General features: G+C 50.6%; 14 protein-coding genes. 4 read left to right on the top strand and 10 right to left on the bottom strand.

The window, feature by feature from the left end; all coding sequences use genetic code 11:
* Positions 1–106: 106 nt before the first annotated feature.
* The 7 genes from AB1656_26890 to AB1656_26860 all read right to left on the bottom strand — a co-directional run bounded on the left by AB1656_26890 (position 107) and on the right by AB1656_26860 (position 5132).
* A complete protein-coding gene (locus AB1656_26890) occupies positions 107–1093 on the bottom strand; it encodes a DUF4838 domain-containing protein (protein MEW6239024.1) in 987 nt (328 codons plus the stop codon).
* A gap of 109 nt (positions 1094–1202) precedes the next feature.
* Positions 1203–1847, bottom strand: a complete 645-nt coding sequence (locus AB1656_26885; protein ID MEW6239023.1) for a hypothetical protein — start codon at positions 1845–1847, stop codon at positions 1203–1205.
* A gap of 3 nt (positions 1848–1850) precedes the next feature.
* The gene (locus tag AB1656_26880; protein MEW6239022.1) at positions 1851–2321 is read right to left on the bottom strand and encodes a hypothetical protein; all 471 of its coding nucleotides are present in this window, start codon (positions 2319–2321) and stop codon (positions 1851–1853) included.
* 237 nt (positions 2322–2558) lie between these two features.
* Entirely contained in the window at positions 2559–2918 is a 360-nt protein-coding gene (locus AB1656_26875) for a DUF2089 family protein (GenBank protein MEW6239021.1), read from the bottom strand.
* A 272-nt stretch (positions 2919–3190) separates the two neighbouring features.
* The gene (locus AB1656_26870; GenBank protein MEW6239020.1) at positions 3191–3412 is read right to left on the bottom strand and encodes a DUF4926 domain-containing protein; all 222 of its coding nucleotides are present in this window, start codon (positions 3410–3412) and stop codon (positions 3191–3193) included.
* Complete coding sequence (locus AB1656_26865) at positions 3409–3756, bottom strand: DUF6883 domain-containing protein (GenBank protein MEW6239019.1); 348 nt, start codon at positions 3754–3756, stop codon at positions 3409–3411. Before AB1656_26865 ends, AB1656_26870 begins: the two co-directional genes overlap by 4 nt.
* A 65-nt stretch (positions 3757–3821) precedes the next feature.
* Positions 3822–5132: a Gfo/Idh/MocA family oxidoreductase gene (locus AB1656_26860; GenBank protein MEW6239018.1), complete on the bottom strand. Its 1311-nt coding sequence runs from the start codon at positions 5130–5132 to the stop codon at positions 3822–3824.
* Positions 5133–5421: 289 nt separating this feature from the next.
* Here AB1656_26860 and AB1656_26855 point away from each other — a divergent pair, with 289 nt between their 5' ends.
* The gene (locus AB1656_26855) at positions 5422–5787 is read left to right on the top strand and encodes a response regulator (GenBank protein MEW6239017.1); all 366 of its coding nucleotides are present in this window, start codon (positions 5422–5424) and stop codon (positions 5785–5787) included.
* Here AB1656_26855 and AB1656_26850 read toward each other — a convergent pair.
* On the bottom strand, positions 5784–6242 hold the full coding sequence (locus AB1656_26850; protein ID MEW6239016.1) for a hypothetical protein: 459 nt from the start codon (positions 6240–6242) through the stop codon (positions 5784–5786). The two genes, AB1656_26855 and AB1656_26850, sit on opposite strands and share 4 nt — an antisense overlap.
* Positions 6243–6288: 46 nt before the next feature.
* Here AB1656_26850 and AB1656_26845 point away from each other — a divergent pair, with 46 nt between their 5' ends.
* The 3 genes from AB1656_26845 to AB1656_26835 all read left to right on the top strand — a co-directional run bounded on the left by AB1656_26845 (position 6289) and on the right by AB1656_26835 (position 14257).
* Entirely contained in the window at positions 6289–7158 is an 870-nt protein-coding gene (locus AB1656_26845) for a hypothetical protein (GenBank protein MEW6239015.1), read from the top strand.
* Between the two features lie 283 nt (positions 7159–7441).
* The gene (locus tag AB1656_26840) at positions 7442–10699 is read left to right on the top strand and encodes an Ig-like domain-containing protein (protein MEW6239014.1); all 3258 of its coding nucleotides are present in this window, start codon (positions 7442–7444) and stop codon (positions 10697–10699) included.
* Positions 10700–10972: 273 nt separating this feature from the next.
* Entirely contained in the window at positions 10973–14257 is a 3285-nt protein-coding gene (locus AB1656_26835; protein ID MEW6239013.1) for a hypothetical protein, read from the top strand.
* 202 nt (positions 14258–14459) lie between these two features.
* On the opposite strand, the gene AB1656_26830 is transcribed toward AB1656_26835, so the two are convergent.
* Positions 14460–14666 carry a hypothetical protein gene (locus tag AB1656_26830; GenBank protein ID MEW6239012.1) on the bottom strand — a complete coding sequence of 69 codons (207 nt, stop codon included), beginning with the start codon at positions 14664–14666 and terminating at the stop codon, positions 14460–14462.
* A 76-nt stretch (positions 14667–14742) separates the two neighbouring features.
* Positions 14743–16833 carry an elongation factor G gene (gene fusA, locus AB1656_26825; protein MEW6239011.1) on the bottom strand — a complete coding sequence of 697 codons (2091 nt, stop codon included), beginning with the start codon at positions 16831–16833 and terminating at the stop codon, positions 14743–14745.
* Positions 16834–17131 lie beyond the last annotated feature (298 nt).

Here is a 17131-nt window from a genome sequence, read left to right as displayed (position 1 = left end):
TATCATTCGGCTCCCGGCATCCGCCGATTTCGTAGCGCGCCGGGAGTTGTTTACATACATTCGTTTTCGTTTTTTCGTCGTTCTCTTTTATAGTTCTATTACAAGTTCAATCCGAGAGCAATAAGCGTTTTCCATATTCATCTAACGGCGGAATGCCGTGCTTGCTTACGTACTCCGAGTCGATATAAACGGCAAACGATGCAACGTTGCGGATTCCGCGCTTGTAATAGGTCTTGATATCGGATTCAAAAACCTCTGGATGAAAGGGTAATTTTACCGCCGGACGCTTCCACTTGGAAAAGAGAGAGACATCCAGCCAGTATTCCAATGCCTGCGCATTCTCCGCTCCGAAAAATTCCAGATTGGCGTCCAGCGCATCCAGGTTTTCTTTTTGGACTTTATCGCCGGGTGACTCGAAGGGGATATCGTAACGGCGGTTAATAGGAGCGTATTCCAAAAAAACGCCCGGTTCCGGTTTGACTTTTTTGGGAGGGATTAAGGAATTGGCATAGGCCAGATGAGCGAGTTTGGCCTTCGGATCGTTGGATCGCAGTGCTTTTAGGATATGGTTTTCTAAGATCAACGCCTGATCGCTATCGCTGAATTCCCGGCATTGGGGGCAATGGCACCACGGCTGTCCGTCATCGCCCCAATAGAAATAACGATGCGTAGTTGGCCGCAGGATTGCTCCGATTTTCGCGGCGTTTTCCGCCGCTATGCCGAGCGCCGCTTTCGAGGAGACGCAGAGATTGGAATCGGGATTGCGATTTCCTTTTTCATCCATGCGGAACCATTCAGGATTCGCGCCGAACAGATCACGGGGCAGCAGTTCTTTCATGGCGTGGAGTTCGTATTCGACTTCAAGCGAGAGCTGCTGGCATTGTTCCAAAATTTCTCGTCCCAATTCCGATCGAATGAATTGAATAATCTTCGCCGGCGAATTTTGATGGTGAATTCCGATCGTCGTCAAATTCGCTTTTTTGGCCGCCTGCGGCCACTCCCGCCAGGTAAAATCTTCGGGAGTCAATACGATGCCGCGCGTTAAGAAAAAGGGCTTTTTATCTTGCGGATTTTCCGCAGCTTGAATCGGCATTGAATTTAAAGCCAGGAAACCTAATGCCATATTTTTAGAAAAAACACGCCGGGAGATATTAGAAACAAGTTGTCTATCCATCCTATGCTCCTTTTTCAAAAAATGCGATTCAAGATTTATCCGCTGAATCGGCAGAGTCGGATTCGCTGGATTCATGAAGCGCCTTGAGCAACTCCGCGCTCTCTTCCGCCGTGATTTTTCCCGCTTCGAGCATTTGCAGGATTTTCTCTCTGGCCTTGGACAGATCGGCTTGGCCGGATGGCCCTTTATAAGATAGCATATTCAAAACGGGATACGCCAGCGTCGCCCCCAACATGGCGATTAAGACGGCCCAAAAAGGCGAATCGTATCCTCTCCAGGCGCAAAAAGCCGTTCCGAAGCAGCAGATCAGGTTGCCCGCTCCCAACCACGCCCGAATGCTGTCCATGCCGGGCCGTTTTTCTTCCGCCGTCAACTGGTTCTTGATCCATTTGTCGTAAAGATTGACCGCAAAAGGAATGGCGAAGAAATAGAGAAGGCCGCGCGGGAGAAACTGCGTCAAAACGATGGTTCCCGTAATCGTAGAGGATTTGCTAGCGGATTCGGCAATCAAAATGGGAATCAGCATAGAAGCAAAAAAGGCAATATCGCTGAGAATAGCGATGAATGCCGCCCGGCTTATAGAACAATTCAGATACCGTTTGTAAAGCGGTACCATTGCGATCAGAATCAACAATAAAATAGGCGTCACGGATGCAAGCCAAGTTACTTTCATGATTTATGCCTCCTTTTTCGGGGATTGATTTTCGTTCGCCGCCGTTCCTGAAGATGATGTTTTACCGGATTCAATTAAAGCTTTGAGCAGCTCCACGCTCTCCTGCGCTGTGATTTTTCCGTTTTCCAAAAGTTGAAAAATCTTCTCCCGCGCCTGGGAAAGGTCTTCTGTGGGGGAGGGTTTGGAAACAGATTTTTGGGAATAAATATTCAACGCGGGATAAGCGATCAGCGCGCACAACAGCGGAACCAGCACGCCCCAAAAATTGGTTTGATAACCCTGCCAGGAACAATAGGCCGTACCCAGGCAGCAAATAAGATTTCCCGGCGTCAGCCACGCCCGCACGCCGTCGATTCCGGGCAGTTTTTCATCCGGCGTCAGACGAGCGTTAATCCATTTGTCATACAATTTGATGGCGAGAGGAATAGCGAAGAAGAAAATAATTCCACGAATGAATGGGAAATTTTTCCTCATGATATTTGGATCAACTGAATTATCTCCGAATGGATTCGGCAAGACTCTAAAAAAATCGGCAACGTAAAATGCAATACAAAGCAAATAGACCAGAAAAGCGTTTCTAATTGAAACATCCAAATAACGCCGGTATAACGGCGTTAGTACAAAAATTCCAATCGCAAAAAAGGTGAGAAAAATATTCACCGTATCCGGCCCCATACCATAAAATGGCAAAGTCGTCGTAGTTCCCATATTTCATTTCTCCTTTAACAATTTCGCCGCCTCTTTGGCTGTGATTTCTCCCCGCTCCAGCCGTTCGAGGATTTCCGTGCGCGGGCCGGGCGCGATTTCCACGCCCAGGATTTCGTTGATGCGGTCGAGTTTCTTGCAGACTGTGGGATAGGAGATGCCCAACTCTTTCTCCATTTCCCGGATATTTCCCCGCTTGCTCAAAAAAACAATAACGAACTCTTGCAAGTCTTCCGGCAGTTGAAAAAACGGCGGAATCGGAATCTCCGCATCGATGCGCGTCTGGCAATCGCGGCATACGGCGGCGACGATCTCGATATTCTTCCCCTCGCAAACAGGACACTGGGAAACGATCTTTTTTTTCATATTCTCACTACTGAAAATTGAATTATTTAATTTTTATATTAAATTATTCAATCTGTCAATAGTAAAAATCAATTTTTTTTAATTTTTGAAAGAGGAATTAAAATGCGGAGGCATTCAAGGGCAGAAACAACCTTGCCCTTGGCGCCCGGTCTAAAAAAACGAGGCGGGGAAGAAATCTCGCTTTATCTTCCCCGCCCTGTTAGTGGCGTAGTGTATTTCGTTCAAATTCGAAAGTAATTTATCGGATGCTTCTTTAAAGATGAATGGCCTCTCTATATCGCTCGAGCATGGGCAATCTCTCGCGGTTGAACGGCTCGTACTTGGCTTTCGAGGAGCGTGGTTACGGCAATCGTATTCCCTTCCAGGGTCATAAATTCGACTTCATACGCTTTCCCTTCTTGATGCACTAAAACCACATATCCAATGTCTCCACGGGTCAATCCATATTCGGGAAGATCGACGGTAAGAGCAACGGTATCAAGTTCTTGAATCATAATTTGCTCCTTTCAAGAGGATAAGCCGTTACAAAACGCGGAATATCTTTTCCTTGCTCGATAAACCAAACCGTCCGTATTAATACATTTTTATTCATGGGATTTAAAAATCTTCCTTCAACTACATATCGAAATCCATAAGGCGTATTTTCGACTTTTACAACTAAATTATCGGTTACATGCTTTCGTAATGCTTGATCCAATTTCTCCCATTCTTGAAGAGTGAATCCAATAAGGTAGAAAAATTTCGCTTTTCCTTTTCCCCTCCGATGTTTAAACGAGAGCAAATACTCCGTAATTTTCTTTGGATGGATCAAGGCATTTTCGCAATTAGGAACTTTCATACGCAATTATAGCAGTCCATGATGAACATCATACATATTCAGATTAATTCAGACAAGAAAAACCATTATACCTTCTCCGGCACGACGAACGGCGAACGATAGTTGCGGGTGAGCAGGGCGTTGGCTTCGTCGTCGTCGATGGCGCGTTCCGAAATCGGATCGATTTTCAGCGTGCGTTCTACGCGGCAGGAAGCGTTGGCGAGATGGCAAAGCGCAGCGGAGAGGTGTCCCTCTTCCACGTCGGCGTTCAGGTCTTTGTAGTTGCGGCTGCGCACGGCATTGATGAAGTTGGCCCAATGGTTGCCGCCTTCTTCTCTCGCTTTGTCCGGCGTATGATTTTTCCCCATAAATATTTTATAGGAGGAATAATTGGGGATAATCATGATGCCTTTCGATCCCAGAAAGAGGTTGCCGACGATGTTATCGCCAGGTTTGCGATCTTCCAGTTCGTCGTTGGACATCCAATGGCGCACTTCGAAGACCAGCATTTTATTGGCCGCTTTATATTTATAAGAGCAGACCATCGTATTGGGCGTTTCCTGGTCGTCGTCGAACATGAAATGTCCGCCGATCGCCGAAGCCAAATCGGGCATTCCCACGCCCAAACCCCAGCGGGCTATGTCCACCTGATGCACTCCCTGGTTGCCGTAATCGCCGTTGCCGTAATCCCAATGCCAATGCCAGTTGTAATGGAAGCGGTTGCGGGAAAAGGGGCGATCCGGCGCAGGTCCTAGCCATTCGTTGTAATGCACGCCATTAGGAACCGGTTCTTCCGGCCTACGCTCGATGGTGTTGCGCCATTTATAGCAGGTTCCCTTGGCGTAGTAGACTTCGCCGATATAGCCGTCATGCAGCATCTGAATCGCTTCCTGCACGGCGGCGCTGCTGCGGATTTGGGTTCCGTGTTGGACGATGCGGTTGTATTTGCGGGCCGCTTCCACTAGTTTCCGGCCTTCGTAGATGTTGTGCGAGAGGGGTTTTTCGATATAGGCGTCCTTGCCCGCCTGACAGGCCCAGATGCCGATGAGAGAATGCCAATGGTTGGGCGTAGCGACGGAGATGGCGTCAATGTTGGAATCGGCGAGCGCATCTCTGACGTCGGTAAATTTCTTGACTTCGCGTCCCATTTTCGCCTTGAATTGATCCGCTCTCGCGTTCAAGATGCTTTCGTCCACATCGCACATCGCGGCCACTTCCACGTTTTCCAAAGCGTCGAAACCGGATATATGGTCTTTGCCGCGTCCATTCAGTCCCACGACGCACATACGAATGGTCTCATTGGCGCTCGCCCAGGCGCTGCTTCGAATCATGGCGCTCATTCCGACGGTTGTTCCCGCCGCCGTCTTCAAAAAATTTCTACGGTTTTTGTCGTTCATAGCGATACCCTGAAATAGATAGGTTACTCCCCTAGGAGCGAATCGGGCCTAATCAATAGGACGATCCTTCTTCATCTTAAAACAGAATTGGCGCGCAATCAATTACTCTACGTCCAGGACAACCGTTCCAGCCGCCGGTTAAAAAGGGCAAGAATCGCAGTTAACTTTTTTCTTTCCTTTCGTTATTTCCGTATACCTTTAAACGGAATATGTTACAATGCTTGTATCGGCGGCAATTCGTCCACGTATTCGAATGCGATTCATCATGTTATGTATTGAGGAAGGCGTCATGCCCAAAAAAATTCTTATTGTGGAAGACCATATCGACAGCAGAGAAATCTTAGTGGATCAGTTGGAATTTTCCGGCTATACGGTCCTAGAGGCGGGAGACGGGGAGAACGGAGAACGCATAGCGATGGAAGAAACTCCCGACTTGATCATCCTCGATTTATCTCTGCCGGGAAAAAGCGGGCTGGATGTCGTTCATTCGCTGCGGCAAAGGGAATCTTCCCGCCATATCCCCATCATTGCGCTCACTGCCCACGCCAAGCCGGAAGACGAACAGAAAGCCTTAGAGGCGGGTTGCATATCCTATATCGCCAAACCTGTAAAACCCAAAGAGGTTTTACTGCAAATCGAAAAAATTCTTCCCTAAACCTCTTCCATTATCATGACGGCGGATATCTCACGAAACGAAAATCCCATCGATCCGAAAAAAACCGTTTCCGCCGCAGGCGAAAAAACGGCGAAGACAGCCGTTCCTAAAACCGCCGAATCTGCGAAGCCGAAAGTCCCCCAAAAAACCGTCGCCAAAAAAACCGTTCCGCCAACTCCCCCTCCTCCAAAAACAAAGACGGCGGCGTCAACTCCCCCTTCACCCGCGCCGAAAATCCAACCTGGAATTCCCAAAATCCCGTCACCTAAAACGGCGCCCCAAACCGCGCCTAAAATCCCTGTGAAAAAATCGGCGCCAAAGATCATTGTAAAAAAAGCGCCGTCTCCCACAGAGATTCCGACCAAGACGCCCGAGAAATCTGTTGTCTCCGATAAATCCGCCGCCGTAAAACCGGAACGTAAGCGCCTACCCGTATCAACCGCTACGATTTCCAAAGTTTATTACCGCCTCATACAGCGAAAAATCATGCGGAATAGAATCATGAACCTTTGCATTTTAACTATTATCGCTGTGGCGGCGGCAGCGTACCTCTTGCTTCTTATGTCCGACAAAAGACATCGGGGAGTCATATTGGATGGCGTCTTGCAAGGATTGACGGCTTTAGAAAAGAAAGACGCGGCGCAAGCGGCTTTGAAATTCGACGAGACGCTGCGTCTATACTGCGATTATCATACGAAAAATCCCAAATGGTGGGTTCAAGCCGACGCCTTAGTGTTCCCCGCTGTATTGAGAATGGCGCAGGGATGGCGCAGCCTCGGCGATTACGCCAAAGCCTTGGAGACGTTTCGTCAGGTATCGCTGCATAATCCTGGCGGAAGCAGCGGTTGGATCGGCGAATTGTTCCAAAATGAGTTGACGGAATTCATCTCTTCCAGCCATTGGACTCTCGATGAACAGGAGGCGCTTTACCAGTCCATGTTGAAAATTCCCGCCGAATCCTGGGACGCGGGCGCGATCATGCTCGTACGGGCGACGGAATGGGCGGGATTAAACGTCTATCCAATGATCGAACGCTTAGAGAGCGCCGATTTGGCGGGATATGGCAAACCGATTCCCTTGGAAAATCCCCAGGCGTCGTCTTTCCGAATGCTGGTAATAATGTTTTATAAAGTCGACCGCATCCCCGAAATCGTCCGCATCCAGATTCCAACCATGCCCGATTACCAGAGAAAACGGCTGGAATGGTACCTCAAGTCGAATGTCGAGTGCTTGCTATTCGGCCAAAACGCCGGCGATCGAATCCAATTGAATGGCATCGAGGGAATTTTGTTGAGCGAGCAAAAAAATGTGGACGAATTCAACCGCGTAATTCTGGGCGCCCCCGCACCGGAAGCCGGCGTAGTGAATTGATGCGCCAAAAATTAGTATTCGTGATGACTAAAGTTGATTTTATTTGATAATAGTTATCTTAAAAAATAACCAGAAGAATCTAATTAATTCAATTTCCTGCCAAAAAATTCCATTTCCCATTGACAAATAGAATCCGGTATTCGATTGTATATTCGTTTTCGAATTCATATTTCCCATACTCTTAAAGCAAAGGGGGTGGTGATAGACGAAGCAAACGAAAACAACATTTCCAGCCATAAAATAACGATGAAAACTATTCCAATCGAACGGGAGGTACAATGTTATGAGCAGTAAACGGATTTCATTAGGATTAGGATTGGCTTTACTGGTTTTGGCGGCGGCGCCGGGCTTCGCCGGGGTTCAATACAGCAACGATTTCGAGAATCCCAGCAGCCCGAATGTCCAAACCGCCTGGCCGGAGTGGATTATCTTCGCCAACGGAACCATGCAGGCTGTCAATGGACGAATCGAATGGGACAATTCCGGCGGCAACAACGACTGGATCCGTCTAAACCAAGAAGTTCCGAACGAGTATGTATTCGAGTTCGATTATTTCCACCAAGCGGGAGTCAATGGGAGATTCTCCGTATGGCCTTTCTGTAAAGAAGGCGACAGCATCTTCGATCGTTACAATTATTTCATCCGAAAAAATACTCATTTCTTCAACGGAGCGGATACAGTGCCCAGCGAAGGGCCGAGAGACTTGACGCTTCCTCTTGGAGAAAAGCCTCATCGTCTTCGATTCGAAATTACGGGCGATCATGTCGCTTTTCTCTTCAAGGATCGCGGCGAAGGCGGATGGATATTAGTTGACGAGCGGGATTTCCCTCATATCGATAATCCTCGCTATATACAACTGGGATTCAACCACGACAGCGGAGCGGCGGGCTTGGTCTATGTTGACAATATTGTTTTGAGCTACCGGTCGCAGAATCTGTTCAGTTACAGCAATAACTTTGACAATCCCAGCAGCGCCAACGTCCAAACCGCCTGGCCGGAATGGATCATCTTCACTGGGGGGACTCTGCAAGCCGTCAACAACCGTCTCCAATGGGACGCTACTGGCGGCAACAACGACTGGATTCGTCTGGACAAGGAGATGCCGAATCAATACGTGTACGAATTCGATTTCTTCTACCAGGAAAACACCAATGGCCGCTTCTCCGTATGGCCTTTCTGCATACCGGGCGACAGCATTTTCGAGCGATATAATTACTTCGTTCGCAAAAACACCCACTTCTTCAACGGAGCGGATACGGTTCCCAGCGAGGGGCCGAGGGATTTGACGCTGCCCATCGGCGCCAATCCGCATCGTCTTCGCTTCGAAATCACCGGCGATCATGTCGCTTTCCTCTTCAAAGATCGCGGCGCAGGCGGCTGGATATTGGTAGACGAGCGCGATTTTCCCCATGTCGATAATCCGCGTTATATCCAACTTGGCTACAATCACGATGGCGGAACGGCGGGCTTGATTTACGTCGATAATATCGTCGTCAACGAATTGGCTGCCAACCGGGCCACAGTGGATCGCGCAGTGGGCGCGGCGAATTTCACCGCCAATACGCCCGTACCCGTCAGTTTGAAGGTGACTGTGACGGGAACTCTGCCCTCTATTTCCATTTCAGAAGGCATTCCCGAAGGCTGGTCGGTATCCAATATTTCCAACAATGGCGTCGTATCCGACGGAAATATTATCTGGACGCTTGCTAATGTCAGCCAGTCGTTGACGTTGACCTATAATGCCGTTCCTCCGCGATTGATTCGAAGCCGGGTAGCGGGATTTTCCGGCAGCGTCGATTCGGGCGAAGGGGAAGAACGCATTTCCGGCGATACGGCGATTGCGATCAAATTGCCTTATCTCTATCGCGAGACGATCGACTACGACTTCAGCGGCAGTCCGGTGAACGGAAAGAAATATCCCGCGGGAGCCGATTACGGCGTCCGCTATGCGCAAGGCATGGACGGCATTCCGTCTGACGTCGCCTATCAACGGCCCGGCGACGGAAGCGTCCCCGCGGTCGACACGGTCTTCACTTTCCCGGCCAACGCCGACTTCCGATCGGCGATCATGACGGGAGGCCGCGGCGGCAGCTACACGTTCGAGGATTATCGGGATCTAGGCGAAATCGTTTTGGAACATGGCGCCAGCGACACCAACGCGGGAGTAGGCAGCGAAACGATGACAGCGGGCGACTGGTTCCGCTATACCTTCGATCTCGGAGAAGGCAATCAGGTTCTGCTGATCAATCTCAGCATCAATACCTGGGGCCAAGGCGAATGTCCCGTAGACATTTATGTGGACAATAAGTTCAAAGGCGCAATGCTGGCGCCCAATACGGCTTTTAACGCCTATTATTTCTTTACTGTAGGCCCGTTCGAAGTCAGCGGCGGCGAACATGCTATCGTGGTCGCTCTTCCTGGAGCAGTGGTTCCCGACGGCATTGGCCGCATGGAAGTGGTTCGATTAAAGGGCATAGGCAACGTTTCGCGGCAATTGACGGCGGACGGATTCTTCGATCCCGCCAATCCGCTGAAGGTTACGCTTAATGCGCAAAAGACCTACGGAACCTATTCCCCGGTCGTCGTAGAGAATGTTCCTCCGGGTTCAACCGTTACAAACGTCAGCGACGGCGGCGCCGTCGACGGCGCGAATATCGTTTGGACATTGCCCGATATAACAGCCAGCAAGAGCATCACTTATACGATACAACCCCCCGCAGGCGCCAAGTTCCTACTTTTCAATGGACTCTACGATACCGGCTTGCCGCTGGCGGAAGTTACTTTCGGCGATGCGAGCGTCGTGAATCAGGTTTGGCTCTTCGGCAAGGATCCTCAATCTCAGAAGGACGATTTCAACGGCAGCGCCGTGGCTTCGCCCTGGCTTGTGGAATATGGCAACGACGCTTCTTTGAATACGAATTATAAAGAAGGCGTAACCCTTACTTTGGACGGAGGCATCCTTACTTTGGGAGCGGACACCATCGGAACGGCGGACAAATTCAACGAATGGTCCAATGGCCGCCGCGCGCCGATGATTCTGCGCACGGACGTCCCCGCCGGCGATTGGCGCATCGAGACGAAATGCACTTTCACAGACACCTTCACCTGGACGAACTTCAACGTCGGTCTCGTCGTAGCCTATAACGCCGCCAATGATACGAACGTCTCCGGCGACGAGTATCTCTTCGGCTTCAATTCGGGGGATATCCGCGTCGAACTGACCAATAAAGGCGCCTTTGGCGTTCTGCAGTATCATCAATTCACAGACGAGTTGGATTGGCTCGACGCCGTCATGGGAGGCGACGTCAACGCCGCCTTCGCGGTTACGCGCCGAGGCAACGAGTTGATCTTCAGCGCTCAAACGCCTGGACGGTCATGGCAGCTGGTCGGAGCACCGGTTACGGAGAAGCGGCAAGCCACCCGCATCGGCCTCTTCACCAAGATTTCGGGATCCGAGAACTACAGTTTGGCCGATTTCGATTACTTCACGCTATCTCAATTTGAGGTTTTCGTGGACGTAGCGGATTGGGCATTGTATTGATCGGGCGTTGGTGGGCTACGCTTCGCTTTAAGCCCACCCTACGGTTTTTTTTTTTCAATGAATTGTCATCGGAGGGGCGGAGCTGCAACGGCTCCGCCCCATTGACAAATTCATTGGAATATTCAATAGCAAAAAAGTCGATATTTTTTTCCCAGCGAAACAAAAATCTTTTAGTAAGGAGGATAGATGATAACGGAGAAATGAAAAACGATTGAATCGCTAAAGCCAATTTGAAATCGAACGAAAAGCCAATCGAACAGGAGGTACATTTTTATGAGCGGAAAAAGTATAATTTTAGGATTAGCGCTTATGGTTTTGGCGGCTGCGCCGGGTATGGCGGCCGTTCAATACAGCAATAATTTCGACAATCCCAGCAGCCCTGTTGTTAACACCGCCTGGCCGGAATGGGTGGATATGTCCACAGGCGGCCCGGTTGCTGCGCAGAATGGCCGTCTGGAATGGACGGGAGGGAGCAATCACTGGCTGCGATTGGACAAAGAACTGCCGCTCGAATATACGGTGGAATTCGATTTCTTCTATCAAAACGACGTCGTGGGCCGCTTTTCGTTTTGGCCGTTGGTGGGCGCCGACGCTTCGACGGGCAATGGGATTTTCACTCGCCATAATTATTTCCTGCGCCAAACCACCCATTATTTCAACGGATCGAATACCGTCCCCAGCGAAGGGCCGTGCGACTTGACGCTGCCATTGGGTTCCAATCCGCACCGGATTCGCGCCGAAGTCAGCGGCGACCATATCCTGCTGATGTACAAGAAACTCGGCGAAGGCGGCTGGATACTGATCGATCAGCGCGATTTTCCGCCGTTTGGCGACGGGCCGCGCTACATTCAACTGGGATACAACTTGGACAGCGCTCCGGCTGGATTGATTTATGTGGATAACCTGGCCGTCAGTTACAAAGAAGTTTCCACCTTCAGTTACAGCAATACTTTTGACAATCCTTCCAACATTGCTCCTTCTACGGCATGGCCGGAACTAGTGGATATGTCCACAGGCGGTCCAGTTTACGCGCAGAATGGCCGGATCGAATGGACGGGCGGCAGTAACCATTGGCTGCGTTTAGACAAGCAATTGCCCAACGATTACGTCGTGGAATTCGATTTCTTCTATCAGAACGATATCGTAGGCCGTTTCTCGTTTTGGCCTCTCGTGGGCGCCGACGCCTCGACGGGCAATGGGATTTTCACCCGCCACAATTATTTCCTGCGCCAAACCACCCATTATTTTAACGGATCGAACACCGTTCCCAGCGAAGGACCATGCGATTTGACGCTGCCGTTAGGTTCCAAGCCGCATCGTATTCGCGCTGAAGTCAGCGGAGACCATATTTTGCTGATGTACAAGAATCTTGGCGAAGGCGGATGGATTCTTGTCGATCAGCGCGATTTCCCGGCCTTTGGCGATGGACCGCGCTACGTGCAATTCGGGTACAATTTGGACAGCGCTCCGCCGGGATTAATTTATGTGGATAATTTATCGATTCGCGGGCTGGCCGCCAATCGCGCCACCATCAACCGCGACATTACGGTGGACAATTTTGAAGCCAATAAGCCTATCCTGGTTAAACTGCCTGTTACTGTCAGCGGGACGATCGCCTCTTTGAATGTGGTGGAAGGATATCCCAAAATATGGAAAGTAACGGATATTTCCAACGGCGGCGCCGCTAACGACGGAACCATCGTTTGGGATTTGAGCAATCTCAGCCAATCGCTGACGTTGACTTACACGATCACGCCGCCCCGCTTGATTCAAAGCCGAGTGGAAAACTTCTCCGGCGTTTTTGGAGAGGATCAGGATCGGATTGGGGGAGATTCCTCCATCAGCATTCTTCTGCCGTATATTTATCGGGAAGCCGTCGATTACGATTTCAGCGGCAGTCCGGTCAACAGCAAGAATTATCCGACGGAAGGCGAACTCGGCGCGCATTACGCCAAAGGGATGGTAGGCGTTCCCAGCTCGGTTCTTTATAAGCGTTCTACCGCTGATAACTCGACTCCAGCGTTCGACTCGGAATTCGCTTTTCCCGCTAACGCCGATTTTCACGAAACGAATTTAACGGGAACGCGGGGCGGCTCTTACGATCTGGACGATTACCGGGATAACGACACCGTCGCGCTCGAACATCGGGGCGACGCTACCAGCATCGGGCGTGGAATCTCCGCCGGCGATTGGTGGCGATATACCTTCGATCTGGGAGCGGGAGACCAAGTGTTGTATTTGAATTTGTCCATCAATACCGGCTGGGATTATACCGGACCTTCCCTGGTCGATATCTACGTCGACAACAAGTTTAAAGGAGAAATTTACGCGCCCGATACCCGTGGTTTCGACCTGTTCAAGATCTACAGCGTTGGACCGTTCCCGGTTTCCGGGGGAGTCCATTCGATTGTCGTGGCTTTCCCCGACTTGCCAGCTGGTTATCACGATTGCGCTGGATTCGAGCGCTTAGAAGTAGTGCGGGTAAGCGGCGTCGGCAGGGTTTCTCGGCAATTGACGCAGGATGGATTTTTCAAACCAAGCCAGGCGTTTACCGTTTCCTTAAAAACCGATGTGATTTACGGCTCCTATAAACCATTCATGGAGGAGTTTCTGCCTCCCGGCTTGATCGTAACCAATATCAGCGACGGCGGACAGTTGTTGGATAACTCCATCCTCTGGGATATCAGCGCCATCACGGCGTCGAAGACCGTCACCTATACGATAACCTCGCCCGAAGGGTTGAAATTTATCCTATTTAACGGATTGGCGGATATCGGATTGCCATTAGCGGACGTTATTCACGGCGACTCAAGCGTCGTGAACCAGGTTTGGCTCTTTGGCAAGGATCCTCAATCCCAGAAGGACGATTTCAACGGCAGCGCCGTGGCTTCGCCTTGGGTTGTGGAATACGGCAGCGACGCTTCGTTGAATACCAATTATAAAGAAGGCGTAACTCTTGCCTTGGCAAACGGCATCCTTACCTTCGGGGCGGATACCATGAGCATGGCGGATAAATTCAACGAATGGTCCAACGGCCGCCGGGCGCCGATGATCTTGCGCACGGACGTCCCCACCGGCGATTGGCGCATGGAAACGAAGTACAACCTCGCTGAAACCTTCACCTGGACGGACTTCAACGTCGGTCTCTTCGCAGCCTATAACGCCGCCAACGACGCCAACGTTTCCGGCGACGAATATCTTTTCGGCTTCAATGCGGACGATATGCGCGTCGAACTGACGAATGTAGGCTCCTTGGGCGTTTTGAATTATCATCAATTCACGGATGAATTGGATTGGCTCAACGCCGTCGCTGCGGGCGACGTCAACGCTGTTATCGCGGTTACGCGCCGGGGTGACGAGTTGATCTTCAGCGCCCAGTTGCCGGGCCGGTCATGGCAGTTGGTTGGCGCTCCGGTAACAGAGAAGCGGCAAGCCACCCGCATCGGCCTCTTTACGAAGATTTCGGGATCCGAAAATTACAGCTTGGCGGAGTTCGATTACTTCACGCTATCCCAATTCGAAGTTTTCGTGGATGTTGCGGATTGGCCGTTGTACTGATCGGGCGTTTGAGAATGAATGGCGGGCTACGCTTCGCTTTGAGCCCACCCTACGGGATTTTATATCAATGGATGGACATGGGCGGGGCTGGAGAACGGCCTCGCTCTTTTGTTTGGCGCATTTCGCCGATTGAGCCGTAACGAACGAGGGGCGGCTTGCAGGCCGCCCCTCTTCTTCATCATCGAATATATTATCAGCGGATTCAGGAAGGAATCGCGTCTTTTTCCTCCTCCGCCTCATTCCGCAACTGGCTGCGCAATAGGCTTTGAATACGCATCGCCAACGGCGCAGGAACCATCGCGTCCAAGCGATTGCGGAACGATAGATCGATATCGCGATAATCCGCTTTGCTGTTATACGGCGTTCGTTCCAACCTCGCCGAATCGTCTTTATTCCGTTGAATGGACATAATCCAACTCTTCGCCTCGCTCCTCAATAGCCTTGATCTATTTTGAAGTATCGGCAAAGAGGTCAATACCTTTAAACTACTCCTCCTCGATCTCTTCCATCTTGCTTTCCGCCACGATTTTCTGTTCGATCTCCTTGGGAACCGGATCGTAATGGGAGAATTCCATCTCGAAACCGCCGCGTCCTTGAGTGATGGAGCGGAGATCGATGGAATAGGTGTACATTTCGGCGAGAGGAACCTGGGCGCGGATAATCTGCTTGCCTTTGGCGGCGTCCATACCCATAACCCGGCCTCGGCGGGAGTTGAGGTCGCCCATTACGTCGCCCATATAGGCTTCGGGAATCGTCACGCGCACGTTCATGATCGGTTCCAGCAAAATAGGTTTGCAACCGGCATTCGCTACTTGGCGGAAACACATGGAAGAAGCGATTTTGAACGCCATTTCCGAAGAATCGACATCATGAAATTTTCCGTCGTAGACTTCAACGCTGATATCCACTACCGGATAGCCCGCGAGGATGCCCCGCGACATGGCTTCGACGATGCCTTTCTCCACAGCGGGAACGAATTTCGTAGGAATGGAGCCGCCGAAGATGCTGTTGACGAATTCGTATTGCTTGCCGCGCTCCAAGGGCTTGAGACGGAGATGAACCTCTCCGAATTGGCCGCGGCCGCCAGATTGCTTTTTATGGCGGTAGCTGCCTTCGCTCTGAGCTGTAACGGTTTCGCGATAGGCCACCTTGGGAGTGGTCAATTCTACATTCAGTTTGAATTGATTGCGCAGGCGTTGGGCGATCAACTCCACTTGCATCGATCCTTGGGCGGTGATGACGGTCTCTTTCGTCTCATAGTCGCGTTCGACGGATATCGTCGGATCGCCGGAAACGATCTTATGGAGGACGTTGCCGACTTTGTCCTCTTCGTTCTTATCCGCCGCATGGAGAGCCATTTTGACCGGAGGCTGGGGATATTTCGTAGGAACCACGAGAATATCCCCTTGCGACATCGAGACCGTATCGTTAGTTTCGAAGTCGTCCAATTTCGATAGGGCGACGATATCGCCCGTCTCGGCGCGGTTGATGGCCGTGAATTTTTTGCCGTTCACAGAGAGGATATGTCCTACGCGGATGCGCTTTTCCTTGCTGCGGTTCACCCATTCCATTTCGCCGTTGAACACGCCGCTGAAGAGCCGAACGAACGATACTTTTCCGGCGAAGGGATCGATGAAACTTTTGTAGACGAAGCCGACGCTGTCGCCGTCTTCCTTCATCTCCATCTCGACGACATCCTCCTTGCCCCGACGGAGAGCATGATAGGTTTTCCGATCGAGAGGATTGGGGATGTAGTTGACCAAACCATCGAGCAGAGATTGAATTCCAATACAGTTGAAAGCGTCGGTGGCGAAGATGGGAACCACCGCGCCGGACAAAGCGCCGTCTTTCAGCCCTTTGCGGATTTCATCGTCGGATATCTTCTCGTCATTGAAGTAACGCTCCATCAATTCTTCATTGGTTTCGACGGAAGATTCGATCATTTTTTGGCGGTAATCCGCCACTTCGTCTTTTAAATCGTCGGGAATCGGAGTCTGTTTCTCGACGCCGCCCTTGGCGTCGAAAGAGATCACTTTGTCCAAGACGAGGTCAATGACGCCCTTGAAGGAATTTTCCTTACCCAACGGCAAGCGCACGGGGCAAACCTTGGCGCCGAGGACGCTTTCCAGCGAGGAAAGACAGGCGTCGAAATCGGCGCGTTCCTTGTCCATCTTGTTGACGACGACAACACGCGGAATTTTATATTCTTCCAGATAATCCCATATCTTTTCCGTCTCCACCTCCACCCCGTTTTGGGCGTTGATGACCACGAGCGCGCCGTCCGCCGCATGAAGCGCGCCTTTGATATCGCCGATGAAATCGCTGTAGCCAGGCGTATCGATGAAATTCAGTTCATAGCCGTTATAACTGCAATGGAGAATTTTCGACGTCAGGGTATGCTTCTTTTCTTTCTCTTCATCGAGGTAGTCGGCGTAGGTATTCCGATCGTCGATGCGCCCCAACCGGTCGACGACGCCGGCGTAATAAAGGATGGCTTCCAGCAGGGAGGTTTTGCCCGCCCCGTGATGGCCAACTACGGCAATATTTCTTTTCTTTCCAACCTCGACCTGTTTCATGAAAATCGCTCCTTAATGGGATGAAAATGAAAAATAATCATTTATTTTCGTCAAAACGAAGTCCGTATGTTCGGAAAATGTTAGCCTCATAAGCTAGCAAAGCCTAGAGCCGCAGGCAAGAGATTGAATCGATGGAAAACGGTTTTTCCTTCCTTATTATTAAGGGTCTCGTTTAAATTTTACAATGAGAAATCTATGCTTACTAGATTATTTAAATCACATTGCGCAGCCAATGTTCTTTCGCTTTTGGCGTTGGTATTTCAACGCCAAGTAGAAGAACCTCTCAAAAGAGGAGGAA

This window comes from Candidatus Omnitrophota bacterium, assembly GCA_040755155.1.
GTDB lineage: Bacteria > Hinthialibacterota > Hinthialibacteria > Hinthialibacterales > Hinthialibacteraceae > JBFMBP01.
This window is presented reverse-complemented; position numbering and strand designations above follow the sequence as displayed.